The sequence below is a fragment of the Leptospirillum ferrooxidans C2-3 genome (assembly GCF_000284315.1).
GTDB classification, from domain to species: domain Bacteria; phylum Nitrospirota; class Leptospirillia; order Leptospirillales; family Leptospirillaceae; genus Leptospirillum; species Leptospirillum ferrooxidans.
Window position 1 is genome coordinate 2000519 of the sequence record NC_017094.1, and the last position, 23278, is coordinate 2023796.

The 23278-nt window shown below is 52.7% G+C and carries 25 protein-coding genes and 2 tRNA genes; 14 read left to right on the forward strand and 13 right to left on the reverse strand.

The features are described 5' to 3' along the window. The first annotated feature begins 101 nt into the window (after positions 1 to 101). Positions 102 to 908 (forward strand): hypothetical protein, encoded by an 807-nt coding sequence (locus LFE_RS10060; protein ID WP_014450116.1) that lies wholly within the window; start codon positions 102 to 104, stop codon positions 906 to 908. Here the strand turns inward: LFE_RS10060 and LFE_RS13240 are convergent. Genes LFE_RS13240 through tldD form a run of 3 tightly spaced genes read right to left on the reverse strand, consistent with a single transcriptional unit; the run spans position 852 to position 4325 of the window. Continuing rightward, on the reverse strand, positions 852 to 1517 hold the full coding sequence (locus tag LFE_RS13240; RefSeq protein WP_014450117.1) for an LOG family protein: 666 nt from the start codon (positions 1515 to 1517) through the stop codon (positions 852 to 854). The two genes, LFE_RS10060 and LFE_RS13240, sit on opposite strands and share 57 nt — an antisense overlap. Then, on the reverse strand, positions 1501 to 2877 hold the full coding sequence (locus LFE_RS10070) for a TldD/PmbA family protein (RefSeq protein ID WP_014450118.1): 1377 nt from the start codon (positions 2875 to 2877) through the stop codon (positions 1501 to 1503). Before LFE_RS10070 ends, LFE_RS13240 begins: the two co-directional genes overlap by 17 nt. Then, positions 2874 to 4325, reverse strand: a complete 1452-nt coding sequence (gene tldD / locus LFE_RS10075; protein WP_050989567.1) for a metalloprotease TldD — start codon at positions 4323 to 4325, stop codon at positions 2874 to 2876. The genes LFE_RS10070 and tldD overlap by 4 nt, the downstream gene beginning before the upstream one ends. A gap of 186 nt (positions 4326 to 4511) precedes the next feature. On the opposite strand from tldD, the gene LFE_RS10080 reads away from it, so the two are divergent. Next, positions 4512 to 5606 (forward strand): serine hydrolase domain-containing protein, encoded by a 1095-nt coding sequence (locus LFE_RS10080; RefSeq protein WP_014450120.1) that lies wholly within the window; start codon positions 4512 to 4514, stop codon positions 5604 to 5606. Here LFE_RS10080 and hpnC read toward each other — a convergent pair. From hpnC to LFE_RS10095, 3 genes are read right to left on the reverse strand one after another with little or no spacing between them, the layout of a single operon-like run. Next, complete coding sequence (gene hpnC / locus LFE_RS10085; protein WP_014450121.1) at positions 5603 to 6541, reverse strand: squalene synthase HpnC; 939 nt, start codon at positions 6539 to 6541, stop codon at positions 5603 to 5605. The two genes, LFE_RS10080 and hpnC, sit on opposite strands and share 4 nt — an antisense overlap. Continuing rightward, complete coding sequence (locus tag LFE_RS10090; RefSeq protein WP_014450122.1) at positions 6538 to 7989, reverse strand: hydroxysqualene dehydroxylase; 1452 nt, start codon at positions 7987 to 7989, stop codon at positions 6538 to 6540. Before LFE_RS10090 ends, hpnC begins: the two co-directional genes overlap by 4 nt. Beyond that, positions 7986 to 8894 carry a phytoene/squalene synthase family protein gene (locus LFE_RS10095; protein WP_014450123.1) on the reverse strand — a complete coding sequence of 303 codons (909 nt, stop codon included), beginning with the start codon at positions 8892 to 8894 and terminating at the stop codon, positions 7986 to 7988. The genes LFE_RS10090 and LFE_RS10095 overlap by 4 nt, the downstream gene beginning before the upstream one ends. A 340-nt stretch (positions 8895 to 9234) precedes the next feature. Between LFE_RS10095 and LFE_RS10105 the strand changes: the two genes are divergently transcribed. Both LFE_RS10105 and LFE_RS13245 read left to right on the forward strand, forming a co-directional pair. After that, positions 9235 to 9975, forward strand: coding sequence for a creatininase family protein (locus tag LFE_RS10105; RefSeq protein ID WP_014450125.1), 741 nt, complete (start codon positions 9235 to 9237; stop codon positions 9973 to 9975). Next, the gene (locus LFE_RS13245; protein ID WP_014450126.1) at positions 9972 to 10910 is read left to right on the forward strand and encodes a S66 peptidase family protein; all 939 of its coding nucleotides are present in this window, start codon (positions 9972 to 9974) and stop codon (positions 10908 to 10910) included. Before LFE_RS10105 ends, LFE_RS13245 begins: the two co-directional genes overlap by 4 nt. Before the next feature lie 15 nt (positions 10911 to 10925). Here the strand turns inward: LFE_RS13245 and LFE_RS10115 are convergent, their stop codons facing one another. Continuing rightward, complete coding sequence (locus LFE_RS10115) at positions 10926 to 12533, reverse strand: hypothetical protein (RefSeq protein ID WP_014450127.1); 1608 nt, start codon at positions 12531 to 12533, stop codon at positions 10926 to 10928. Positions 12534 to 12770: 237 nt separating this feature from the next. Between LFE_RS10115 and LFE_RS10120 the strand changes: the two genes are divergently transcribed. Next, positions 12771 to 13226, forward strand: a complete 456-nt coding sequence (locus LFE_RS10120; protein ID WP_014450128.1) for a hypothetical protein — start codon at positions 12771 to 12773, stop codon at positions 13224 to 13226. 21 nt (positions 13227 to 13247) lie between these two features. On the opposite strand, the gene LFE_RS10125 is transcribed toward LFE_RS10120, so the two are convergent. After that, positions 13248 to 13685: a hypothetical protein gene (locus LFE_RS10125; protein ID WP_014450129.1), complete on the reverse strand. Its 438-nt coding sequence runs from the start codon at positions 13683 to 13685 to the stop codon at positions 13248 to 13250. Between the two features lie 119 nt (positions 13686 to 13804). On the opposite strand from LFE_RS10125, the gene LFE_RS10130 reads away from it, so the two are divergent. Beyond that, a tRNA-Glu gene (locus tag LFE_RS10130) sits at positions 13805 to 13880 on the forward strand. 92 nt (positions 13881 to 13972) lie between these two features. Then, the gene (locus LFE_RS13250; RefSeq protein WP_014450130.1) at positions 13973 to 14641 is read left to right on the forward strand and encodes an HAD family hydrolase; all 669 of its coding nucleotides are present in this window, start codon (positions 13973 to 13975) and stop codon (positions 14639 to 14641) included. Here LFE_RS13250 and LFE_RS10140 read toward each other — a convergent pair. Further along, positions 14638 to 15195 carry a Slp family lipoprotein gene (locus tag LFE_RS10140; protein ID WP_014450131.1) on the reverse strand — a complete coding sequence of 186 codons (558 nt, stop codon included), beginning with the start codon at positions 15193 to 15195 and terminating at the stop codon, positions 14638 to 14640. The two genes, LFE_RS13250 and LFE_RS10140, sit on opposite strands and share 4 nt — an antisense overlap. A gap of 116 nt (positions 15196 to 15311) precedes the next feature. Between LFE_RS10140 and LFE_RS10145 the strand changes: the two genes are divergently transcribed. The 6 genes from LFE_RS10145 (at position 15312) to LFE_RS10170 (ending at position 19779) form a co-directional block, all read left to right on the forward strand. Next, positions 15312 to 16013, forward strand: a complete 702-nt coding sequence (locus LFE_RS10145) for a DUF4912 domain-containing protein (RefSeq protein ID WP_014450132.1) — start codon at positions 15312 to 15314, stop codon at positions 16011 to 16013. Beyond that, positions 16010 to 16687, forward strand: a complete 678-nt coding sequence (locus LFE_RS10150) for a PspA/IM30 family protein (protein ID WP_014450133.1) — start codon at positions 16010 to 16012, stop codon at positions 16685 to 16687. Before LFE_RS10145 ends, LFE_RS10150 begins: the two co-directional genes overlap by 4 nt. Continuing rightward, positions 16674 to 17990 carry a tetratricopeptide repeat protein gene (locus LFE_RS10155; protein WP_148272622.1) on the forward strand — a complete coding sequence of 439 codons (1317 nt, stop codon included), beginning with the start codon at positions 16674 to 16676 and terminating at the stop codon, positions 17988 to 17990. The genes LFE_RS10150 and LFE_RS10155 overlap by 14 nt, the downstream gene beginning before the upstream one ends. Further along, positions 17990 to 19081, forward strand: coding sequence for a hypothetical protein (locus LFE_RS10160; RefSeq protein WP_014450135.1), 1092 nt, complete (start codon positions 17990 to 17992; stop codon positions 19079 to 19081). The genes LFE_RS10155 and LFE_RS10160 overlap by 1 nt, the downstream gene beginning before the upstream one ends. 4 nt (positions 19082 to 19085) lie before the next feature. Next, positions 19086 to 19649: a hypothetical protein gene (locus tag LFE_RS10165; protein WP_014450136.1), complete on the forward strand. Its 564-nt coding sequence runs from the start codon at positions 19086 to 19088 to the stop codon at positions 19647 to 19649. 43 nt (positions 19650 to 19692) lie between these two features. Next, a tRNA-Leu gene (locus LFE_RS10170) sits at positions 19693 to 19779 on the forward strand. 55 nt (positions 19780 to 19834) lie between these two features. Here LFE_RS10170 and LFE_RS10175 read toward each other — a convergent pair. The 4 genes from LFE_RS10175 to LFE_RS10190 all read right to left on the reverse strand — a co-directional run bounded on the left by LFE_RS10175 (position 19835) and on the right by LFE_RS10190 (position 21522). Beyond that, on the reverse strand, positions 19835 to 20527 hold the full coding sequence (locus LFE_RS10175) for an IS3 family transposase (RefSeq protein WP_148272623.1): 693 nt from the start codon (positions 20525 to 20527) through the stop codon (positions 19835 to 19837). Positions 20528 to 20650: 123 nt separating this feature from the next. Then, positions 20651 to 20836 carry a transposase gene (locus LFE_RS13770; RefSeq protein ID WP_014450138.1) on the reverse strand — a complete coding sequence of 62 codons (186 nt, stop codon included), beginning with the start codon at positions 20834 to 20836 and terminating at the stop codon, positions 20651 to 20653. A 72-nt stretch (positions 20837 to 20908) separates the two neighbouring features. Then, positions 20909 to 21196 carry a helix-turn-helix domain-containing protein gene (locus LFE_RS10185; RefSeq protein WP_014450139.1) on the reverse strand — a complete coding sequence of 96 codons (288 nt, stop codon included), beginning with the start codon at positions 21194 to 21196 and terminating at the stop codon, positions 20909 to 20911. Further along, entirely contained in the window at positions 21193 to 21522 is a 330-nt protein-coding gene (locus LFE_RS10190; RefSeq protein ID WP_014450140.1) for a type II toxin-antitoxin system RelE/ParE family toxin, read from the reverse strand. Before LFE_RS10190 ends, LFE_RS10185 begins: the two co-directional genes overlap by 4 nt. A 294-nt stretch (positions 21523 to 21816) precedes the next feature. Between LFE_RS10190 and LFE_RS10195 the strand changes: the two genes are divergently transcribed. Beyond that, positions 21817 to 23034, forward strand: a complete 1218-nt coding sequence (locus LFE_RS10195; RefSeq protein ID WP_014450141.1) for an IS256 family transposase — start codon at positions 21817 to 21819, stop codon at positions 23032 to 23034. Positions 23035 to 23278: the final 244 nt, after the last annotated feature.

Sequence of the window (23278 nt, forward strand, 5' to 3'; positions counted from 1 at the left end):
ATTGGCCCCCTATGAAGGAATCCATTGTTGTGTTATGTTTTTCAGAAATCGAACCCAATCGGGGACTCGGCATCCCTGTGATCCACCTTATGGAGAATCTCTTGATCGGGAAAAAGAACAGGACCAAGCCCCGCAAAACCGAATCAGTCCACCATGAAAAGCCAGCGATCGCATCGCTTTTCATGGCTCCCTTCCTCTTCGCCACTCTTTTCCTGGGACTATTCATTCTGGCCGCTGGAATACGACCGGCTACCCTTCTTGCCGCAGACGGAGAAGATACCCCGAATTTTTCCGACCCGGGTTCAGGATCTGACAACTCTCCGGAATTTACCAATACTCCTGACATTGGAGTGGGAACAACCGTCAATCCCCTGGCCCAGCCCAATCAGATCCTTTTCGATGCCGCACTCGGATTTGTCCCAAGTGTCGGTCCAACCGTTTCCGGCGCAACAGGAAACGCCCAGACAGGAGTCGGATTCCTTGTGGATCTCGAGGCCGGGTATACGATTCTCCCGAACCTTGTGGCCACTCTGGGAATCTCCATCCACGCATTTTCAAATGATACCAATATACCGGTCCTTCTGGGGGTACAGTATTACTTTGACAATGGTGGAGGGTTCCCCATGATCATGGGGAACCAGAAACTGACGCTTGTGCCCTATATTGAGGCCGCAATGGGTCCCGTCTTCAATGTTTCAACCGATTCCGCAGGTACAGGCGTTGGCGCCATGGCGTTCGGATTCCGGGTTGGACCTGGGGTCCTGATTCCCTTTGGAGTCAACCGCCATCAGGGTATCTATTTTGAGATCGATTACGAAACACAGGGAGGCCCTTTTTCCGGGGGAGGACTCTCAAGCTCTGCTTTTACCCTGATCCCTGTCAAGGTTGGATATACGACCATCTTTTAGCCGATCGATCCCCAGACAGGCAATCGTCTCCCTTACGGAAAAAGAAATGACCGGACAAGGAGGAGTGTCAGCCGCAACCTTCCTTGTGAACAGCTTTTCCAGAAGTGGTTGCCACAAAGGAGTCCAGAAAGGATGGGAGCGGTCGTCGAGGAGAACCGCCGGAACCTGATATGAACCATCGATCCTTGAAAAGGCCAGCCAGCCGAAAAGCTCGTCAAGTGTTCCAAACCCACCAGGCAAGACAACAAAGCCTTCCGACTGTGTCAAAAAAAACTGCTTTCTGAGAAAAAACTGCCCAAAACAAAAATCCCCATCCAGTGTACGGCCGGGTGGAGATCCAGGGCGACAATAAAGAGACACGCCGCTCCCGGAGCTCACCGAATTCGAACCGGCCAGGACCGCTCCCATCAGACCTTCACGGCCCCCGGTCAGAGCCATAAACCCCGCACCGGCAATCTCTCTTCCAAGCTCTTTTGCCATCTCCCAGGCCGAATCCGAACGGTCAAGAGAAGATGAGGCAAAAACCGTTATTTTCGGTCTGTCGGGAAGTGTCTTGAAAAACTCCATCGCCGCAGAGATCTCGGCAATGACCTCAGATTCCTGAAACACGAAGTCCGTCCACAAGAATCGACGGGCACACAATGGAACTTCTACTGGAAACATCCGATCCGATTCCCATGATCCCCGAAAACAGAGCGTCCAGCGTTCCGGCTATCGTAAACTCCGAGAGAGGTCCCAGAATCTCTCCACCCCGGACTTCGTAACCGAACGCCCCTCTCGAATAATCTCCGGTAACCGTATTGACTCCGAAACCGATCAGCTCCGTTACCATGATTCCGTCGCCCATCTGTTTTAAAAGCCCGGAGCGATCTTCCGTTCCGGGAGTCACGATGACATTCGAGGTTCCGACGACGGGAGCGTCCCCCAGGGAACGAACGGCATTTCCTGTTGTTTTATGGCCGGTTTTCCGGGCGGAATAACTATCGAAAAGGAACCCGTTCAAAATACCACCGGAAAGGATTTCCTTTTTTGCGACACGAACGCCCTCTCCGTCAAACGGACGGCTCCCGAAGCCTCCCGGAAGGAAGGGGTCCTCCGTGAGGGTCAAAAGGGAAGAAGCGACCTTCGATCCTTCACGACCTTTCAGGTAAGTGGCGTCCCTGTAAAGAGCGTGCCCCGATATTGCCGACAGTAAATGGCCAATGAGCGAACGGGCATTTTCCGGATCAAAGAGGATCCGGGCATTTCCGGTCTTTGGCCTTTTGGGGTTCAGTCTCGAAATGGCACGTCTTGAAGACTCGGCCCCAATCGCTCCGGGAGAATCAAGGTCCCTGAAAAAGGGGCGCTGGTCATACCAATAGTCCCGTTCCATCGAGTCGCCTTCTTTTGCGATGGAGGTCACTGACAGAGCATAGTTCGTCCGGCTTGTTCCACCGAGAAATCCCCTCGTGTTTCCCATCTGTCGGGTCATTCGGCTGGACTGGAATTCCGCACCTTCCGAAGACGAGATTCGGCTGTCGTAGGAAAGGGCCGCCTTCTCGCAGGAAAGGGCCAGATCCAGCCGAAGCTTCGCTGAGGGGGCATCCCGACCATCATCTTCAAGCAGAAGATCCGGAAAAGGCCTGCGAAATTCAAGATCCTCAGGATCGGGAAGACCGGAATGGGCATCTGGAGCGGTTTCCCCCGCGAGACGCACCGCTTCCCTCACCAGATCCGAAAGGGAGTCCCTGTTCAGATCGGAAGTGGAGACAATCGCCTGGGATTGCCCACGAAAGACTCGAATTCCCATCCCCCTGCTCATGCTTCGGTGGACCTTCTCCACATCACCCTTCCGGACGGAAATGGAGTAATCGTCGCTTGTCACATAGAGCGCATCCGCATCGGTTGCGCCAAGTTTTTTGGCTTCCGACAGCACAAATGAAAGGATATCTTCTCCCTGTGCGACTTTTTCGACGGCATCGTCGCTCATGCTGTGCCTCCTACTGTCAATTCTTCCACCATAATGGTCGGCAGACCCACTCCGACCGGAACGGACTGTCCGTCTTTACCGCATGTCCCCACCCCGGAATCGAGAGACATATCCGATCCCACCATCGAAACCTTCGTCAACACTTCAGGACCGCTGCCGATCAGTGTTGCCCCCCGGACAGGATAAAGGATCCGACCCTTCTCGACGTAATAAGCTTCTGATGTCGAAAAGACGAACTTTCCGGAGGTGATGTCAACCTGTCCTCCACCGAAATTGACTGCATAGATCCCGCGATCGAGACTCTCGAGGATTTCTTTCGGATCGGAATCCCCCCCGAGCATGCTGGTATTCGTCATTCTTGGCATCGGAACGTGGGCGTAGGATTCCCTGCGGCCATTCCCCGTGACCTTCATCCCCATCAGACGGGCATTATGACGGTCCTGCAGATACCCCCGAAGGATCCCCTTTTCGATCAAAACGGTTCTTGAGGTCGGGGTTCCCTCGTCATCGACATTCAGGGATCCCCTTCTCCCCGGAATCGTCCCATCGTCGATCACCGTGCAGAGAGAGGATGCGACCTTTTCACCTATCCTTCCGGAAAAGGCCGATGTTCCCTTCCGATTGAAATCTCCTTCAAGTCCATGCCCAACCGCTTCATGAAGAAGGATCCCCGGCCATCCCGGTCCAAGGACAACCGGCATCGTCCCGGACGGACAATCACGGGCATCCAGATTCACGATCGCCTGACGGGCCGCTTCCCGTGCCCCCAGCCTGATGCGTTCAATGTCCGGGATATCGGAAAAAGGAACCCTGCCGCCAAAACCGTAGGAACCGGTCTGGCGATTTTTTTCACTTTGAGCGATCACCGTAATGTTGAAGCGGTAAAGAGGCCTCAGATCCGTTGAAAGCTGGCCATCTTCACGGACGGTGAGGACAGACTTCACTTCGGTCGCCAAAGACACCATGACCTGTTTCACACGATGGTCATAGGCCCTGGCGGTACGATCCGCTTCAGAGAGGAGCTCTCTCCTCACATCCGTTGGCAGAACAAGCCCTTCTTTGGTGACCGGGTAAAGCTCATGTGTCCGAACCATTTTCCCGACAGGAGACCTTGCAGCACCCTCCCCTCCATGAAGGGCAATCTCCCGGGCTGTCGCCATCGTCAGATGAAGCATCTTGGGATCGATTTCCTCCGTCAGGGCAAATCCTGTTTTCTCTCCTGAGATGATCCTCGCACCCGCTCCCTGGGAAATATGGCTCCCCGCCTTTTTAACAATTCCTTCCTCAAGGCTCATCGTTTCCGAAACAGTATGTTCGAAGTACAGATCGGCAAAATCGATATGGCTTCCCGCTGCCAGATTCATCACCGAGTCCAAAACGTCCGGCGACGCCCCAAAGCGGTGTTCAAAAAATCCTGCCAGGTCTCGTCCTGATTCCTGACTTCCCATGTTGGAACCTTTCGATATGGACATCTTTGCCCCCCAAATGCACAATGGTAGCGACTTCAAGAACATAAATTCCCCAAAAAACAGACCGGACAGGGTCTTGGATCGGTCCAATTCCGCCGGCCCCCGAAAACACATGTCTCTCCACTATATAGGGACGCCGTTCCCTGGATCAAGGAGGAGCCCGGAATGACAGACATTTCCGACCATGATCAACCATCTTCGGAGAGGATCAGGGTCCTCCTCGAAGGGGCCCGACAGAACGGAGCCTTTCCGGGAGCGGTCCTCCTCTGGGGAGTGGCATCCGGTCAATACTCCTTCCTCTGCTCGGGTGTCCTGAGAAAAGATATTCCCGGAGCTCCCGTTACCGAAAAAACGCTCTTTGACCTGGCTTCACTGACCAAACCATTGGTCACAGCCACACTATCCCTTCTGGCGACACAAGAGGGGCTCATATCCCCTTCCACTCCACTGGAAGAACTGATGTCCCTGCCAGGCAGACATTTTCTCGCAAGACAGCCTTTCTCCCGGCTTCTCTCCCACTCATCGGGCCTTCTCTCCTGGGCCCCTCTTTATAGGGAGATCCCTCCAGACAATCCCGCTCTCTTCAGGGAGATTCTCGAACAGAAGATCCTGGATCTCCCCCCCGACTACACTCCGGGGACAACGGCCAGATATTCGGACTTCGGATATATCCTGGCGGGAAGAATCATCGAAAGGATTTACGGAAACAGGAGTCTTGCCAGTTTATTCAAGGAAAAAGTCACCGAACCTCTTCAGATCCTCAACACCGGGTTCATCGAAACTGGAGAGGCAAGCCCTTTGAGGATGCAGTCGATCGCATCCACCGAAATGATCGAAGGGGCCGGGATTCCGTTTACGGGAATTGTCCATGATGAGCATGCCCGATACATGGGAGGGGTTTCCGGACACGCCGGACTGTTTGGAAGCGCCTTGTCGGTCTGGAATCTTGTCTTGCCATGGATGGGAAAGGGGACTTTTTTTGATCCGGCCATCCTTGCCGATTTCAGAAGAAAACAGCCAGAGATTTCATGGACCTGCGGCTGGGACACCCCGACAGGCGACTCCCAGTCCGGACATCTGTTCTCTGAAAAGGCCATAGGACATCTGGGCTATACAGGAACTTCGATCTGGATGGAGCCCGGAAACGGACGGATCATCATCCTTCTGACCAACCGGGTCCATCCTTCCAGAACACAAAATCTGTTAAAGATCTGGCGACCAAGAATCCACGACGCCGTCATGGAATGCGGCTTCGACTAGATCTTTCCGATCGCTTCGAGGAGGGGAATATGATCCGGATCGTAACCCGCTCCGTTCTGAAAAAGAGGATCCATCCTGTCGAATCGCCCAAATGGATCCACCCCCAAAAGGCTTCCCCCAAAGATCCCGATCCAGTCCGATTTCCGGAGAACGGGCCTCTCCCGGATCTTCCGGTCGGGATTGCAGCCCATCTTGAGAATGCCGAGACCCCCCAAGAGAACCAGACGCAGTTCGAGGGAGAGACGGAATCCGACTTTGGAGGGCAAATCCCTTCCCCGATAAAAAAGACCTCCCGTAAATCCGTCAAGCCTTTTCAGAAGCATGAGGTGACGTTCATCGGAGAGTTCAAAGAGCTCTCTCTCGGACAGATGACAGGCAGCAAGCTCATCCTTGGGAACATAGATACGGTCCTTTTTTCGGTCAACATCGATATCCTGCCAGAAGTTGGCCAACTGGAGAGCCGTACAAATCGCATCGGAAGATTTGAAGAGAGCTTCATCGCGATACCCATGAACCCATAAAAGGAGCCTTCCCACCGGATTGGCGGACAGTCTCGAATACCCCAGAAGGTCTTCGAAGGATTGATGTCTCGTTACCACACGATCCCGTTCGAAGGCCCGAATCAGATGATCCAGCCATTCGACAGGAAGGGAAAACTCCCGGATCACATCGGAAAGGGCCCGAAAAACGGGATGATCCACAGGGCCTGAAGCCGCCTGAAAAAGAAGCTCCCTCCAATTGGACAGTTTCTCCATGGCTTCGCGAGTATCGGGAATCTCATCTGCAAAATCATCTGCCGTCCTGGCAAAGGCATAGATGACAGCGATCGGTAGTCTCGTCGACTTGGGAAGGAGAGACGAGGCAACAGGAAAATTTTCGTAATGGCTCTCGGCCATCTGTTTGCAATAGGAAAACGAATCCGTCAGGGAAATCATGACCGGACTTCTCCACGGGAAAGCTTCGGGAACAGGAGGTCCCCGAGAAGATGGGCAGATCGGACAGCGCCTTCCATCGTTGCAGGAAGCCCTGTGTCCGTTGCATCGCCACAGAGCCACATATTGGACACCCCTGTCTGGTTGGACGGTCGATAAAGAGATTGGCCGGGACCGAGGATCGGAGTGGACATTCGCTCCCGAATGACACGGTGGTGCAGCAGGTCAGGCAGGACAGGCTGCCCGGAGAAGCGACGGACGGCCTCGAGTGCGGATTGAAGCCACTCCTCTTCGGATCTCTCGTCTTTGGCGTCCACCCCTGAAATGGTCAGGGACAAAAAGGTTCCCTCCAGCCGATTTCTGCCATCTTCATAGGAAATATCCAGATAACTTGCTCCGTCCGGAGAGATCTCCGTCGATCTTTCCGGACGGGCCATGAGGTCCTTGTTGAAAACCCAATGAACAGGTCCGTTCATAAAGCCTCCAATGGCCGGAAGGGCAAGAGGACGTGAAAACCAGAGGTGAATGGAAACAATTCCCGAAGAAAAGGAAAGGCGCATGATGTTTTGGCAAAGCTCCCCTTGCATCATCTCGATGGGGAAAACCTTCTCGAGAGACCATGGAGGCATGGCCAACACCAGATGATCATTCGGGGACAATTCCAGTTTGTTCTCCCCCGCAACAATCGACGTGACCTGATTGCCCTCGAGACAGATCCTGCCAACAGCACTTTTCAACCTCACGTCAACTCCCCTCCTTTCAAAGAGGGCAAGTGCCGGATCGATCACAAGATCCCTGTGGCTCACAATACTCCAGCCGATCAGGGACGGACCGCCAGATCCCAGTAGCGTTTCCCTAAGAATCCGCAAAAGAAGCGCCGCACTGACATCAGAAGAAGGAAGGTTCGTTGCGGAGACCACCAGAAGTTCCCAAAAGCGGTCGATCGACTCTTTCGTTGCACCGCACTGGAGAAGGAAGGTTCTTGCGTCGAGATGGTCGACGGACTCCTCTTTGAGCCCCCCGGAAGACATTCTGGCCCCTGCCTTCAGCATGGATATCCGTGACCCAAGAGAAAGGCCGGAAAAGGAGAGAACACCCAAAAGACCGCCAATCTTTCCAAGTTTGGGATCAAGGCTAAAGCGATGGGATTGGTTTTTCTCATCCAGAAGTTCAATCGAAAATGGGGTTGGAAAGACAACACGATTTCTGGTGCCAAGCCTGTCCAGAAAGGAAAGCATGGAAGAATAGACATCCATGAACAGGTGCTGGCCATTATCGGCCCACTGCCCCGTATGGCTCTCCCGGTAGGAAGAGACTCTTCCTCCGGGAGACGGTCTTCCCTCCAGAAGTACGATCCGGACGGGCTTCCCCCGTTCCGGGCGGGAAAGGGATTCAGCCAGGGCCATCCCGGAAAGACCGGCGCCGACGATATAGACCGTGGGAACAGTCAATCCGCACTCCCGCCGGTGTCACCCGGAATTCGAGCGGTTTTGGGTTGTTTCGCCCATTGACCGACCGTCAGAAAAAAAAGCAGAAGGGAGGCTTTCTTGAACTTCGAAAGGGAGACCGGTCTTGAAAACACATCGAAGTTTCTCCGTCGGATCTCCCGGTGGATTTCATGATAATAGGCTTCCATTGCCCGCGCCGGCCGCATGATCCTCCGGTCTTCCGAAGTCACAAGAAGCCCCTGCGCCTTCTGATAGTCCTGCTCGGAAAGTTCCCACAACTCTTCCAGAAGTTTTTGAAACCCTTCCGACCAAACTCCTGAAAGGACATCCGTCTCCGAAACATTGAAGTGGCGCATACGGTCTGCAGGAAGATAGATCCTGTCCCGGGCAGCATCCTCTTTGATATCCCGAAGGATATTCGTGAGCTGGAAGGCCTCTCCCAATGCATCGGCATAAGGAGCAAGTCGGACAAGATCACCACCGAAGACGGGAATGCAGGCCCGACCGACGGCGCCGGCTGCAAGATAGCAGTACTCCCTGAGCTCAGCCATCCCCGCAATCCGGACCCGGTCAAGATCCATCGACATTCCCCTGACAACATCGAGAAGAACCCCGGAAGGAACCCCGCGACGATCCATCAGGTCATGAAGCCTCGCAGAGAGAGGATGGTCGAATCTTGCTCCCCCGGAAAGGTCCTCTGTCCAGGCGGCAAGTTCTCCTGTGGGATCCTCTCCCGGAAAAGGCTCGTCAACAAAATCATCCACAACACGGAAAAAGACGTAGAGGGTTTCAAGATCTTTTCGGGATTGATCCTTCAGAAACCGGTATCCGATCCTGAAGTTGCTCCTGGAAAGAGCAGATTGTGCTTTTTCGTATCGTCTGATGGAAAAGGATTTGGTCTGTCCCAAGGGGGTAAAAGCTCCGGCAAAATCGGTGAAAAAAGGATTGTCACACGGTATAGAATCCCCAAGATGCTACCATGGGAGGGTCAAAAATCAAATCCGGGCGGACTCTTTCAGGCAAAAAGAGCCATAGGGCTACCATTCTACCGACCGGAAAATCTGAAAAGAAGCTCGTTTCAGGATCCCGCACTCTTAAAAAGTGTCCAACCCTCGTTGAAGTCGCTGATATCAAGCGACTAGAATGGAGGCAAGGATTCAAGTATCAGAAAAATCGGCCTCCGGGCCAACTTCCAAACATTTTCCCGGAGAAACAGCCGGTGAATATCAAAACAGGGGATCCATTCCGATGAACAATGAACTGGCCACTCTTTCCTGGCCTGCTGTCGAAAAAAGAATCTCTCAAAAAACCATCATCATTCCCGTTGGCAGCACAGAGCAACATGGTCCCAATGGACTCATCGGCACGGACCACCTGATCGCCGGGGCACTCGCAAAAGCCCTTGGAGATGAAACAGGGATTCTTGTCGCTCCCACAATGGCCTATGGCATGAGCCATCATCATCTGGCTTTTCCCGGAACAGCTTCCCTGCGCCCCGAAACACTCATCATGATGACCACCGACATCATCTCATCATTTGCCCGAAACGGATTTTCCCGTTTTTTCTTCGTCAATGGCCACGGCGGAAATGTCAGCTCCATGAGTGCTGCGTTCTCCCAGATTCTGACCGACAGCCCAAATCTCAGGATCCAGCTGGCTTCCTGGTGGCTTTTGCCTGAAGTCACCGCCAGGGAAAAAGAGGTTTTTGGCTCGGAAAACGGATTTCATGCCACCTGCGGCGAGGTGGCCGTCACATGGTACCTATTCCCACAGGCTCAAACACCCATCGCCCCTGGGGTCGCCCCCGATCCCAAAACAGAGTGGCCAGTGGGTCCCGAACGCTTCAGGATGCTTTATCCCGATGGCCGGATGGGATCCAACCCAGCCCTTTCAACCGGGGAGATCGGGGCGGAACTTTTTGCCATCGCAAAGGCTGCTCTCGTTACCAAGCTGTCTGATTTTCTGAAGATGGACCAATCCGGGGTATGATCGAACGGAGTATGCCCCGTCCCCTTTCCCCTGGAATGTCTGTTGCCATCGTTTCTCCCTGTCTCCAGGCAGACCCCAACAGCCATCCCAAGGCAATCGAGAATCTGAGGTCGGTCGGGCTGTCGATCCATTTTCAAGATATCCGGGAGGAGGGATTCTCTCCCTTTGTCGCATCCGACAAAACCAGGGCGCTTTCTTTTCAGAATGCGCTTGAATCAGAAGATGTGGATGCGATTTTTTTTGCACGGGGCGGCTACGGGGCGGCAAGGATTCTTCCCTGGCTTAAAAAAACCAGGACGACAAGACACCTTCCCCTTGTACTGGGGCTATCCGATATCACGAACATTCACTCCTGGCTTTATGAGACCCATCGGGCGGTCTCCTTTCACGGCCCCCATCTGAGGGGATTGTCCGACCCCAAAACATTTGAGCTTTTCTGGGAAATGGTCTCCGGCAAGATCGGGATGGGAATGGATCTCCCCGCGGGAGATACGGCCATCGTCAGGGAAGGACAATCAGAGGGAATTCTCATGGGCGGCAATCTGGAAACACTGGCGCATCTGTGCGGTTCTCCATGGCTGCCCACGTGTTCCGACGATGGATGGATCCTCTTTCTGGAAGACATCGATGAACCGATGTATGCCATCGACAGGGCGATCCGGTCACTGATTCATGCCGGGTATCTGAAAGGAGTCAGGGGAGTGGTCCTCGGACCCTTCTTGGGAAGATCCCCGAGGCCGGATGATCCAAGGGAATCCGTGGAAGAACTTGTCCGGGAAGCAATACCGGACGTGCCGATCATGACATGTTCCCTTTCGGGACATGGAACACCACTGGCCACATGGCCCCTGGGCGTCAGGGTATCCCTTTCGGCCCTCAGGAAGGCCGCCCCCCGGATCACGCTTCTTGAAGAGCCATTCCGGACGGTCGAGTGATCAATACACCAAAAGCTACTGTCCCGAGTGAACCTCCGGAACAAGCTCCCCCTTTGACCGATTCCCGGACCGGGCCCCCATCAGTGAAATGATCCTGCCCCTCGGGAGAACAACGGCACTGCCCTGCCCCATGGGATGGACAAGTCTGTTGACTCCACCGATATTGACCACATCGATGCTTCCATTCAGGTCTGCAATCGCAAGAAGTCCATTATGGAAAGCCACATTGACCGGAACAATTCCGACGTGGGTGGGAATGTCCGGATGAATTCCCGGAACAGGCGTCTTGGAACCGTTCCCCACAAGAACCATCACTTGACCATGGGGGAGTCTGGTCAAACCATGAGGAGCCCCTCCCTGTGGAACAGAAGCATCGGCAGAGCCAACATTCAGGGCCTCCACTTTACCAGAGTCAGATGCCTCATCCATTTCCGCAAGGTAGAGGATCCCCGAAGCGCTCTCCACAAGACTTTTTGGATGAATATCCACAAGGCTTGCCTCCATGGGCTTCGTATCGGCCATCTGGTTCCCCGAACCGGTCACAGACACAATCTCTCCCGGCTCAAGCGGATGGATGTTCGCAGCAGAATCTGACTTGAGAATCTGCTGATGGTCCCCGGCCACATTGACCTCCAGAACACCGTCTCCCGAATCCCCAAGAAGAATGTGGTGGTGGTGGACCGCTATGGAAGTCGGGGCGATCTCAGACTCAACCGCTGAAAGCGGGACAAGGTCGACATCCGTATTTTTGGTTCCGCCCCCGGCCACCAGAACGATCATCCCCGTCGGAACATGGACCCATCTGGTCTGCCCGTTTTCCTTCACCGGAATATCCACCACATGGCGGGCTTCATTCAAAAAGTAGACCCTCCCTGTCTGCCCGACCACGTAGATCCGGTGACCATCATTGGCAATCGCGACAGGAGAAATCCGGCAGGAAAAGGCATCGATCGGTTTTAATCCGGGCCTTTTGTCTCCACCGCCGGCGATGACAGAGATCCTTCCGGACAAAAGGGTCAGGGGTGCCGCTTCGCCCAGGATCCGATTATTCAAGCCTGTCCGCTGGATCATGCGGGTCACATGCCCCCTGATCGCGCCCGTATTGCCAATGGGCGGAATCACATAAATATGTCGGGGATCCATCGAAATGTTCAAAGCGTCAATCGTTCCGTTGCCATCGGCGATGAAGACAATATCCTTGTCGACCGCCATTCCCAGCGGAAGGATTCCAAAGTGAAAGGCTTTTCCGGGCCGTATCTCCGGAAGCGGCGCGGAATGCCCGTTGCCGGCGACCACGACAGCTTGTCCGGGCAGAACCACCTGATTCACCAGATCTTTCCCGCCGGAAACGGGAACCGTCATGTTTTCTCCGGATATATTGAGGAAAACCACTTCGTGGCGTGTATCGGACAAGAGCAGGTTATTCCCCCAGAAAGACATCGCAACGGATTCGATATCCAGCTGGGAAGCATATTGAGGAGATGAGGACGGGTAGAAAAGATGCTCCCGGGATCCCCCCCAGGACACTTGGGAAAAACACAGGAAAGGGACCGCACCCATCAGAATGGCCAACACAGCACGTCCCGGGAACTTCCTGACGATCTTCACAAAACCTGTTTTCACTTTTTTACCCTCCCGACAGCCGGACACATGACTCAAGAATTCCGTCAAAAGAAATTTCAGACATCCTCCCTCCCCGATGAAAAACAGGAGTCTCCCTGAACATAAACTCTCTCTATCTCAAGCCTTTTTATGGTGAAATGTCAATCTCCCCTCAAAATCATTCAGGAAAATTGGCAAACGATCCCTTCAGGGCTTAGAATGACAGGAATGCCTTCACACACCGGAAAGGACACCCTCATGTCGCCACCGCTCAGCAAAAAGCTAAAGATTTTATTTCTCTCCGTCGGTCTCATTTTTTTGGGAACAGTTCTGGCACTTGAGTTTCAGGCATCCTCTCCAAAAGGAAAACTTGAAGGGGGGACCCTTCAAAAGGCCGAGAAAAGCCTGGACACCAGAATGGGCGAGAAAATCCATGCACTCAACATGACACTGAAGGACCAGGACCACCTCCCGAGGGATCTCTTCGTCTCTCACGAGGTCCGCTATGAAGGACAAGTCTTCCAGGCAACAGTTGACAGTGAATGGGCGACTCTTCCCAAAAGGATCAAGGGACAGATCCTGAAAACAATCCTGGAAAACTACAGGAACTCACGACAGCAGCGGATGAAGGAAACCGGTGAACCCACGATCATTTTCCTTGAAGGAGAAAAGAAAGTGGCGGTCCACACGGTTCTCGAGGATATCATTCACTGATTCCGGCGATGGGATGGCTGACTAGACGAGAAAATCCAGATGGACAAAAGGGGTGTCGATAAAGCCCCTTGCCCATCTCCGGAAATCCTCCATGATCTGCTCAGGATCAGAAAGTCCCGGGGGATAACCGGTCCGGAACGCCCCCCTGACAACAGTCACTCCGGCTTCGTCTTCAAAAATAACCGCCCGCACAAGCCTTCCCCTTGGAGAACGCTCCATCTTGAAGCGAACAGACACAATCTTTGAAAATTCTATATGAAGATGCCAGTCGGAACGCTCAATCGTGAGATAGGAGTCTCCCAGCTCAAAAGTTTTGGCTTCCCCCGGAAAAAGTTCCGCGACCGCTCCCGGTGAGCGCACCGACAAAAGTGCCTGTTTCTCCAAAAACAACTCCGAGAGCAGATTTTTGATAAAGGCTCCGGAGAGCCCGACTGAACGATCAACGATCTTTTCATTCATGAGATATCCTTTGTTTTTGAGTCATTCGGATTCAGGTTATCGTGATCGGAAATCTCCCCATCACAGGGGGATTGCCTCATTGGGTATTTCACTCTATAATGGCCATTCTGTTAACCGATGGTCCCATCGTCTAGTGGCCCAGGACGCTGGCCTCTCACGCCGGAGACACGGGTTCGAACCCCGTTGGGACCACCAAGCAGAAAATCACTCAGCCCGAGGACGCTCCGGATTCGATCCTATCCAGTTTTAGCCGATGTCCCCCACCTTTCTCATAGTATGGATTGAAGTTGCCGCCACTCCAAACATTAGACGCTGTCCTTTTTGATCTTGACGGAACGCTTGTCGATTCGTTTGCCCCTATTCTCCTGTCCTTCAACCAGACCCTTTCGGAGCTGAAAACGGACATTGTCCTGACCCACCAAGCGATGCTTGGACTCGTGGGATGCTCTCTGGAAGATTCCTTCCGTATTCTTCTCCCTGAATCGGATGTCAAAAAAGCTTCAAGGAGATTCAGGGAAATCTACACGCCCCTTGCGGAAAGTCAGACCAGTCTGATGTCGGGAGCCCGGGACATTCTGGACTTTCTCTCCGAATCTAAAATACCGGCGGCGGTTGTGACAAACAAAATGGGAGAAGAAGCCAGGATCATCACCCGCTCTCTCGGAATATGCCCTCCGGCGCTGTTCACATTGGGAGAGGGAGACGGATTTCCCGAAAAACCCGCCCCCGACATGATTCTGGAGGCTCTTTCCAGGATAGGGGCATCTCGCGAAAATACCCTGTTTGTCGGGGACTCCCCATGGGATCTCCATGCCGCAAGGGCCGCTTGCGTCCCGGTCTGTCTGATTCCGACAGGGACCCATCCCAAAAAGGAGCTTCTCTCCCTTTCACCCGATTTTCTCTTCGACGATCTCAAAACACTTAAGAAGCATCTCGAAAGCAAAAATACCTCCTAGTGTCCTCCCATGCCAGGTGAAGGCATCAGTCCCGGATTGGAATTGAGTCCGGGCATACCGCCCGTCTGCTGCTCTCTCGTCGGCCAGGTATGCAAATGGTTCGGGTCACCAACATCGATCACAACAAGCCTCAGGAGATGATCTCCATCCGGAACCGGCCGACGCATGGCCATGACCTTCCCGATGGCGGTCACCCGTTGGCCGGAGGTCAGGGCAAAACGGTTGATTGGCCCATCGAACCGCAATAAGACAAGACCGGACGGAGACATGGATTTTTCGGGTCTCATGTCATTGTTCAGGGGATACAGATTGACCTCCATGAATCCCCTCTCCCTGGTGTTCCGGATCTCGCCAATGGTTCCTCCGATCAAGACTGTCTCTCCGGCAATCTCCTTGTAGTCCCGGATAATCGAAGAAGGATCGAGGTCCGTAACAACTCCGGAAAGCTGCTTTTCAGTAAAGACAGGAGGGTTCAAAAAAGCACATGCTCCCAAGAAAAAATAGAGACCAACCGTGTATAACAGTTTCTCTTTTCGATCAAAACGCCTACACATCAACATTCTCCTTTTGAACCGGTCCGACAATTCGGGTATAATGGCCTTAAGGTATTCTTTCAAAAGGGACTTCCGAAACCCAATCCAACCGAACGACTCTCAGGAAGGATTCTCCCATGTTTTCGGCAAACTGGCTAAGAAGCTCTTCCTCAAGTGACCATCTCTTGAGGGCTCCCCTTGACTCTTCCCATAAGATCCCTGAAGGAACAGCCTGGAAAAAGCCTCTTGGCTTCATAAGGGAGGAATCCCGACTGACCCTTTGGCCGGTCGACCCATACCGGATCTTTGCCTCCGTGAGGATCGCAAACTCCGACCAAAGGTTCAACCACAGGGTGATCACGTCACTCATCATAAGGGTTCTGGATATCACCCACTCTCCCTATGCCTCCGGAGACGAGTTCGAGGACCAGACCAACCATCAGCACTGGGAAAGTCTTTTCAATACCGCAAGCTACACTTTCGACATTGCCCTCGCCGGAGCAACATCCTGGTATATTCCTCTTTGGGATTCCGAGCGGATATTCACCGCTTTTCTGGGAGGCTATCCGACGGACGCGCCGGGAACATTTCGATCCATTTTAAAGTCCAATGTGATCAGGACACCTTCGGGAAAGGTCCATCCTGGTGTCGGCATTTTGCACCACCACTATGGACAGGAACGAAAAGAATCGATTTTCATAGCCTCCGGAGACTCCTTCCTGAAAGGAGCTTCAGAAGTGGACACTTTTCATCACTTTCCCGGCAGCTCCGAGAGACATCTCGCTTCCGGCCCCCAAAAAAATCTTCCATCCTCTTCAGAATACAGGAGTCGTGCATGAGCCTTTATGAGCGCTTTCGAACCATTTTTCTGGCCAATGCCAATACCGTGGCAGATCACCTCGAAGATCCTGCTGCCATGATGGCCCAACAGATGAGAGCACTGGATGACAAGCTTCAAAAGGCCCAGGGAGAGCTGGTGAAGGCGGTGGCCGAAATCAAGCTTCTCGAACAGAAAATCCGAGACGATGAATCCCAGGTCGCCCTCTATCAGGAGCGGGCGGAAAAAGCCGTCAAAGCGGGGAATGACGATCTGGCAAAAAGAGCTCTTGTGGAAAAAAGCCGGCTTTCGGCCGATCTTTCCGAAATGACCAGGCAGCGGGATGAACAGCAAAAAGTGGTCTCCGAAATTGAGGGGGATCTTTCAAAGCTGAGGGACATGCATGACGAGTTCGCACGAAAACAGTCCATGCTTTCTCTGCGGGAAGAGAGGGCACAGGCCTCCCAGGAGGTCAACAGCATTCGTGCAGAGATCGACCCCGGCCATCTTGGCTCTGAAATGAAACGGATGACAGACAAGATCGACATGATGGAAGCACAGGCACAGGCAACAAGAGAGATTGCGGATCGACAATCCGGAGCCGACCTGGACACCGCCTTCCGGGAACTGGACAAAAAGTCCCCGGATATCGACTCAGAGCTTTCCAATCTCAAGAAAACCCTTGGTGCCCCCTGATATGGGAAAAAGAAACCATCGCCTGAAGCCTGCCCGCATCAATCCTTTGACTGCTTTTCTTTTCTTTGTCTTTCTATTCCTGATGCCGCCGAATGCCATGGCGGCACAGACCTTTGAGGACGGCCTTACCCTTTACCATCAAGGGAACCTCGAGGCGGCATTCAATGTCTTCAGGGACCTTCATCAAAGCCACCCGACTGGGACAGGAAAGCTTCTCTATTTCATGGCCCTTTCCTCGAACAGGCTTCACAGGCACCATGAAGCGCTCAGATACCTTGACGGGGCGATCCAAACAAACCCTTCCCTTTCCTTTGCCAGAAACAAGGCTCATGTGAAAACGCTGAGGGAAAGGCTTGTCAGGGAAACCAGCCAGTTCTCTCCGGATTCTTCCGGAAACCGGTTGCCACCACCAGTCTCCTCCCTCTCCGGGCTTTCACCCGAACCATCCCATGGAGGCCACTCAACCTTGATGATTGCCATGATTGTTGTCTTCGCCATCGCCCTTCTGATCTTTGTCGCAGGACGACTGGGTGAAAAGAAAAAAAACGAACTGCAAAATCAGACCAAAAGGCAAATGGAAGAGACCGGGGCCAGGCTGATTGCCGCCATCGACAAGCTCAGGGAGGAAAAAAGCTACTACCTGCTCGACCATCCCGACCAGAAAAATCTTCTGGAAAAGGCTTTTGCCAATCTTGATACATCCTATGTCCGGGTCCTGACGATCATGAAAGAAGCCGATACACAGGGGACGGACTGGGAAGACCGAAACAGGAGGTTCGAAGCGGCACTCGCTCCTGTCGATGAAGCCATCAGGCAAATTCGATTCATCATGGAACCGGGAAGTGCAGCTCTTCCCCCGTCAGGGGAAACACCGGTCCCTCCCTCCGTCAACATGCACCCGAATGCGGAGAATCAGCCCCTTACAGGGGGATCGGATCCTTCAAAGTGTATTTTTGACGGAAATGATGCTACTAACGGCAGGACCATTTCCCTTGAGCGGGATGGAAAAGTCGCGTTTGTAAGGGTCTGCCCCAAATGTCTGTCCGAAATGGAAAGCAATTATCAGAGGACCGGTAACTATGCGCCACCCCAAAACGCCTTCGGTGGCGGAATGGGCTTCATGGGGGGAGGCATGGGCTTTGGAGACATGATGCTTATGGACTGGATGATGCATTCGGGAGAGCGTCCGGAGGTGGTCAACAACTACTATCCTTCACCTGAGTCGGGAGGATGGCAGGGTGGAGGCGATCACGGCCGGGAAGATCGCGAAGGATCCATTGGTGAAAGCAGCGACCGCAGCTGATGCGCATTCTGTTTTCAGCATCAAATGGTCTGGGACTTGGACATCTGAACAGACTTCTGTCCTTGGCTCTTGCCATCCGGAACGCGGAACCGAAACATGAGATCATCTTTCTCACGAACTCGGAGGCCGGGCCGTATCCCGAGGAATTTCCCTTTTTCACAATCCGGATTCCAGGGAAGTCCCGCGCGAAAAAATCAGGACTGACCCTGAAGTCCTACCTCCAGACGGTGCGTCCCATTTTCTGGCAGGCAATTGCATCGTTTGATCCGCATGTGATCGTGGTAGACACCTTTCCGGAGGGGCCGGAAGGAGAGCTCAGGGCCATTCTGGAATGGCCCATCAAAAAAATATTTGTGTTCCGGGAAATCGATCCGGACCGTTGGCCAGAAGACCAGTTCCAATCCCTTCTCTCCCCCTTTCACAAGATTCTGGTTCCCCACAATCCCGGAGAAGTCCCTCTTCCTTCTTTCTTTGACACAGACCCCAGAGTCCATTTTATAGGGCCAGTAACAGCCCCCCTATCGTTGCACGGCCGGGAAAAGGCGAGAGAGCTTCTCGGAATCGATACCGATCCAACCCTTCTCGTGACACTCGGCGGGGGAGGGGATCCGGATTCTGTTTCCTTATCCGGGAAGGTCGCCAATTTTTTGACCAACCGGAAGATCTCCTTCCGCCTTGCGACCGGACCATTGGCAAGGATCCCCTCCACGCAGGAATTTCCCCGGGACAAGATCCTTTCCCTATGGCCCCTGAAACCTTGGCTGTTGGCTTTTGATGGAATCATTTCTTCGGGAGGATACAATACATTCCATGAGGTGATCGAGTCCGGGCTCCCATCCTTTTTCATTCCGTTTCAACGAGCTCTGGATCCTCAGAAAGATCGTATTTTACGGGCGGTCTCCCAAGGTTTGGCATTTTCTGCGAAATCGTCGGCTCCTCATTTGGTCATGGAGGCTCTCGACCATTTTCTGGAAAACAGATCCAACCTGTTTCAATCCTTAAAAAAGACAGAAAAAAAGGTGATGAGCGGTGCGGAAAATGGCGCATCTTTCATCCTTGACCATCCAATCAATGCGCCAAAGGGGACTTAATACCTTGCATCCATTTCTGGACAAAAAAAAGATCATCCTTCATCTTCGTAAAACATCTATCACCATTTTTTTTCTGGCCATCGTTCATTGGGCCGCTCCAGCACAATCGGTTTGGGCCGGGGAGCAACCCTCTTCCCTTCAAAGCACCCTGCTTCAATCGGTTTCCGGAATCTACCTGACCCATATCCCCGGAGCCTTCACCATTTCAGCAATTGCTTCACAAAAGGGACTTCTCTATCGGGGAGAGATTTCTGATCCGAAAGGATACGTTCATATCCTTTCCCTTCAAGGTCCGGGGAATGAACGGGTGATCAAGAAAAAAGGAAAGTCGCGAATCTCTTTTTTGCTTTCGCCCTTCCAAAAAGATCAGGTGGACGGATTCACCTTTGAGACCAAGACCGGCTGTTTCACACTTGTGGTCTGGCAAAGTCCTCCCAAGAAACTTCCAATCATCCATTTAAATGGCTACACACCAAAGATCACAAAAACGCCTCTTGTTTTTTGCGGACACAATCACAGCATCCGACTTGAATGGCAGGGTCGTCTTCCATCTGCAAAAGGCTCTTGAGCCTTCCCCCCTCTATCCGGTACACTATCTCTTCCCATCTCTTGCCGGAGTGGCGAAATAGGCAGACGCAAGGGACTTAAAATCCCTCGGCCGCAAGGCCATACCGGTTCGATCCCGGTCTCCGGCACCAATAATCAAGCCAATTATGAAGATCCTTTCCCCTTCCCTTTGACTTTTTGGGACACTCAGCTCCAAAAGATGTCCCGAATAATCAGTAGGAAAAATGGCGACCTTTGAAAAAAGGGGAGACTTTCAATGGCGCGCCCCTTTCCGTCCATGCTGATCTGGATGTTCCTGGACAAGAGACGTTCGATATAGCTGTTGCTGGTGAAACGGCTTCCCTGATCGCTGTTGAAAATGGCAGGGAGAGCGGTCGAAAAAGCCCGATCAACATAGTCCAGGACAAACGGCATCTCAAGTGTCTGGTCCAGTTCCCAGGACACGACATACCGGGAATGCCAGTCGATAATGGCGACCAAGTACATCAATCCGTGGGCCAGTCGGATATACGTAATGTCGACCCCCCAAATGTGGTGCGGATATTGGGCGGTGATATTCCGGAGGAGATAGGGATAGACTTTGTGCGAAAGAGCCCGTTTGCTGAGATTCGGCCCTGGATGGATCCCCTCGATCCCCATTTCCCGCATGAATGTTTGAACACGCTCCCGCCCCACAATGAGTCCTTCCCTTTTGAGAGAAGCCGCAATGCGCCGACTGCCGAAGAAAGGCCAACGGGTGGTGATCTCGTCAATCCGGTGCCGAAGAGAAATCTCTTCTGGCGATGGGAGAACCGCCCGGTAATAGAGCCCGGAACGAGACACGCTCAAAAGCTTGGATTGGGTGGAGAGGGGGAGTTCCGGACAGTCGGAGTCGAGCAGATCCTTTCAATCGGCATGGCTCAGGCTATCCCGGATTTTTTTTAACCAGACCAGTTGAGTCGTCAGTTGGCCGATTTCCTGAACCAACGCCATGACTTCTTTTTCATGAGTGGTTTTGAGCGCTTAGGTCCGAGAATCGCTAAACAGATCCGGAAGCCCTTCCACGGCCTGTTTTTTCCACTTCAGAAGCTGGGAATAGTGGATCTTGTGGTCGGAAGCCAGCTGGGTCACGCTCTTTTCTTCTTTCAGAATCTCGAGAACAATCTTGACCTTCAAATCAGTGGAGTAATGCTTTCTAACAGAACTCATAATGTTCTTAAAACCTCCCTGTGTTTTGTCTAGAATTTCCCATCCACTATACTCCGAAATCCCAATTACCTTTTAGGCAGCACTCACATGCACATCCACGTGAACTCCCACTTTAGAAAGCATTTTCACTAGGGAATCGATACTGAACTTCTGAATCTTTCCCTGAAGCAGATCATTTAAGCGGGGCTGAGTAATTCCAAGTATTTTTGCCGCCTCTCTTTGGCTCAACTTCGATCTCTCCACGAATCGTTCGACCTCGAGCATTAAGCGGGACCGGATCATGAGATGTTCCGCCTCAGTCTCCGAAAATCCCAGATCCTTAAAAACATTCTCCGATCCTTCTTCCCATTCCGGATTCATGTCCGTCTCTCCTTTAAAACGATGTTCAATCTTTCCCGAGCCAACTCAAGATCCCGCTGGGGAGTCTTTTGGGTTTTCTTCACGAACGAGTGAAGGATATACAAAGCCTCCTCGAACTGTGCGACATAGATGATCCGATATTCGTTCTCCGCATGGATGCGAATCTCGCGGACACTAGGGCCAACCCCATGCAAGGGCTTCCAGTCTTTTGGATCGAATCCTTCCTGAAGGCGATAGATCTGGTATCCGGCTTCCCTTTGAGCCATTCTGGAAAAATGTTGCTGAAGATCTTTTTTCGAATTCCCGATCCAAATGACTCGCTTCATAGAGAAATGATATCAAAACCAATATCTAAGTCAATGGAGCCGAAATGGTAAAGAAGATTTTTCAGGTCCGTTCTAGTCTGAATAATCATGAGACACCTTGGGACAATTTTGGGACACTTTGGATAAAAAATCCTGTGTAAACAGAAAGTCACCATACATCACAAGATATTGACACTTAGGTTGAGTCCATATAATGCTGTAAATTCTAAATTGGCTTGAAATTGAAAAAGGCCACTGTCTTCCCCGAGAATGGGTGTTGTCCAGACAACCTATTCTCAACAAGGAGGAAGCACAATGGCCGACATTAACGTTACCCTGAATCCGGATCTTTTGCCAAATCTTCTGTCCGATGATGGCGAAGGAATGAAAAAGCTGGTCGAATCGGTGTTGAACCAGGTTCTGGAAGCCCAGATGGTCGAGCATCTGGGGGCGGATCGTCATGAACGCTCGAGCGATCGGACGGGCTATCGAAACGGATACCGGGAACGGCAACTGATGACCCGGGTGGGAACGCTGATCCTTCGAGTTCCCCAAACCCGGGACGGACATTTTTCGACCGATCTGTTCCGACGCTACCAGCGCTCTGAACAAGCCCTGGTTCTGGCGCTGATGGAGATGGTGGTCCAGGGAGTCTCGACCCGTAAGGTCACGCATATCACGGAAGAGTTGTGTGGCGCCCAGTTTTCGAAGTCCACAGTGAGTTCCCTGGCCACGGGTCTTTCGGCCCGGGTCAACCATTGGCGAAACCGGAGGCTTGCTGGTCCGTATCCCTTTCTTCTGCTGGATGCCCTGGTGATCCAGGTGAGAAAGGACGACAGCGTGGTTCCGGTCGCCGCCCTGATCGCGACGGGAATCTCGGAAGAAGGGCAACGGGAGATCCTGGGACTCACGTTGGGAGACAGCGAAAACGAGGCTTCTTGGGACGACATGCTGCGGGACCTCAAGAGCCGGGGACTGTGTGGGGTGGACCTGGTGGTCTCCGATGACCACAAAGGGCTCAAAAAAGCCGTTCAGAGACACTTTCAGGGAGTCCGCTGGCAACGATGCCAGGTGCACTTTCTCCGGAATATTCTGGGTCATGCGCCGGCCTCTCAACGAGGGTCCCTGGCACTGGCCCTGGGACGGCTGTTTCGGGCGGACACGAAAGAGGAAGCCCGAACCATAAAGAACGAGATTTTTGAGACCTTTGAGAAGAAAGCTCCCAAGTCGATGGAGTGTCTCGATGAAGGCTTTGAGGAATCGCTCACGATTTTGTCCTTTCCCCGGAAATATCGGGTCAGGCTCAGAAGCACGAACTCCCAGGAACGACTGAATGAAGAGGTCCGAAGACGGGAACGTGTGATCCGGATCTTCCCCAACGAAGACTCGGCGATCCGACTCATTGGAGCCCTTCTCTCGGAGTTCCACGAACAATGGAGCACAGGGAAGAAGTATTTCGACATGGCCGAATATCTGGAGTGGAAGAAGCAGGAACCTCTCAAAACCCCTTCTCTCCTTTCGGTCGTCGAATAATTGATGAATTCCATTTCTCGGGAAGAAAATTTACAGCAACTTTTGGACTTGACCGACACTTATGGATTGTCAAAAAATTTCCTGTGATAAATCAGCTTACTAATCGGACCTAAAATCACTCGGCCGCAAGCCCATACCGCTTCGATCCCGCTCTCCGGCACCAATAATCAAGCCAATTATGAAGATCCTTTCCCCTTCCCTTTGACTTATGGGGACACTCAACTCCAAAAGATGTCCCGAATAA

Bases quoted from the DNA above. Each gene is read 5' to 3' on its own strand.
- LFE_RS10070 (WP_014450118.1), bottom strand. From the start codon at position 2,877: ATGAGCGACGATGCCGTCGAAAAAGTCGCACAGGGAGAAGATATCCTT.
- tldD (WP_050989567.1), bottom strand. From the start codon at position 4,325: ATGGGAAGTCAGGAATCAGGACGAGACCTGGCAGGATTTTTTGAACAC.
- LFE_RS10080 (WP_014450120.1), top strand. From the start codon at position 4,512: ATGACAGACATTTCCGACCATGATCAACCATCTTCGGAGAGGATCAGG.
- hpnC (WP_014450121.1), bottom strand. From the start codon at position 6,541: ATGATTTCCCTGACGGATTCGTTTTCCTATTGCAAACAGATGGCCGAG.
- LFE_RS10105 (WP_014450125.1), top strand. From the start codon at position 9,235: ATGAACAATGAACTGGCCACTCTTTCCTGGCCTGCTGTCGAAAAAAGA.
- LFE_RS13245 (WP_014450126.1), top strand. From the start codon at position 9,972: ATGATCGAACGGAGTATGCCCCGTCCCCTTTCCCCTGGAATGTCTGTT.
- LFE_RS10120 (WP_014450128.1), top strand. From the start codon at position 12,771: ATGTCGCCACCGCTCAGCAAAAAGCTAAAGATTTTATTTCTCTCCGTC.
- LFE_RS10125 (WP_014450129.1), bottom strand. From the start codon at position 13,685: ATGAATGAAAAGATCGTTGATCGTTCAGTCGGGCTCTCCGGAGCCTTT.
- LFE_RS10140 (WP_014450131.1), bottom strand. From the start codon at position 15,195: ATGTGTAGGCGTTTTGATCGAAAAGAGAAACTGTTATACACGGTTGGT.
- LFE_RS10145 (WP_014450132.1), top strand. From the start codon at position 15,312: ATGTTTTCGGCAAACTGGCTAAGAAGCTCTTCCTCAAGTGACCATCTC.
- LFE_RS10150 (WP_014450133.1), top strand. From the start codon at position 16,010: ATGAGCCTTTATGAGCGCTTTCGAACCATTTTTCTGGCCAATGCCAAT.
- LFE_RS10160 (WP_014450135.1), top strand. From the start codon at position 17,990: ATGCGCATTCTGTTTTCAGCATCAAATGGTCTGGGACTTGGACATCTG.
- LFE_RS13770 (WP_014450138.1), bottom strand. From the start codon at position 20,836: ATGAGTTCTGTTAGAAAGCATTACTCCACTGATTTGAAGGTCAAGATT.
- LFE_RS10185 (WP_014450139.1), bottom strand. From the start codon at position 21,196: ATGAATCCGGAATGGGAAGAAGGATCGGAGAATGTTTTTAAGGATCTG.
- LFE_RS10190 (WP_014450140.1), bottom strand. From the start codon at position 21,522: ATGAAGCGAGTCATTTGGATCGGGAATTCGAAAAAAGATCTTCAGCAA.
- LFE_RS10195 (WP_014450141.1), top strand. From the start codon at position 21,817: ATGGCCGACATTAACGTTACCCTGAATCCGGATCTTTTGCCAAATCTT.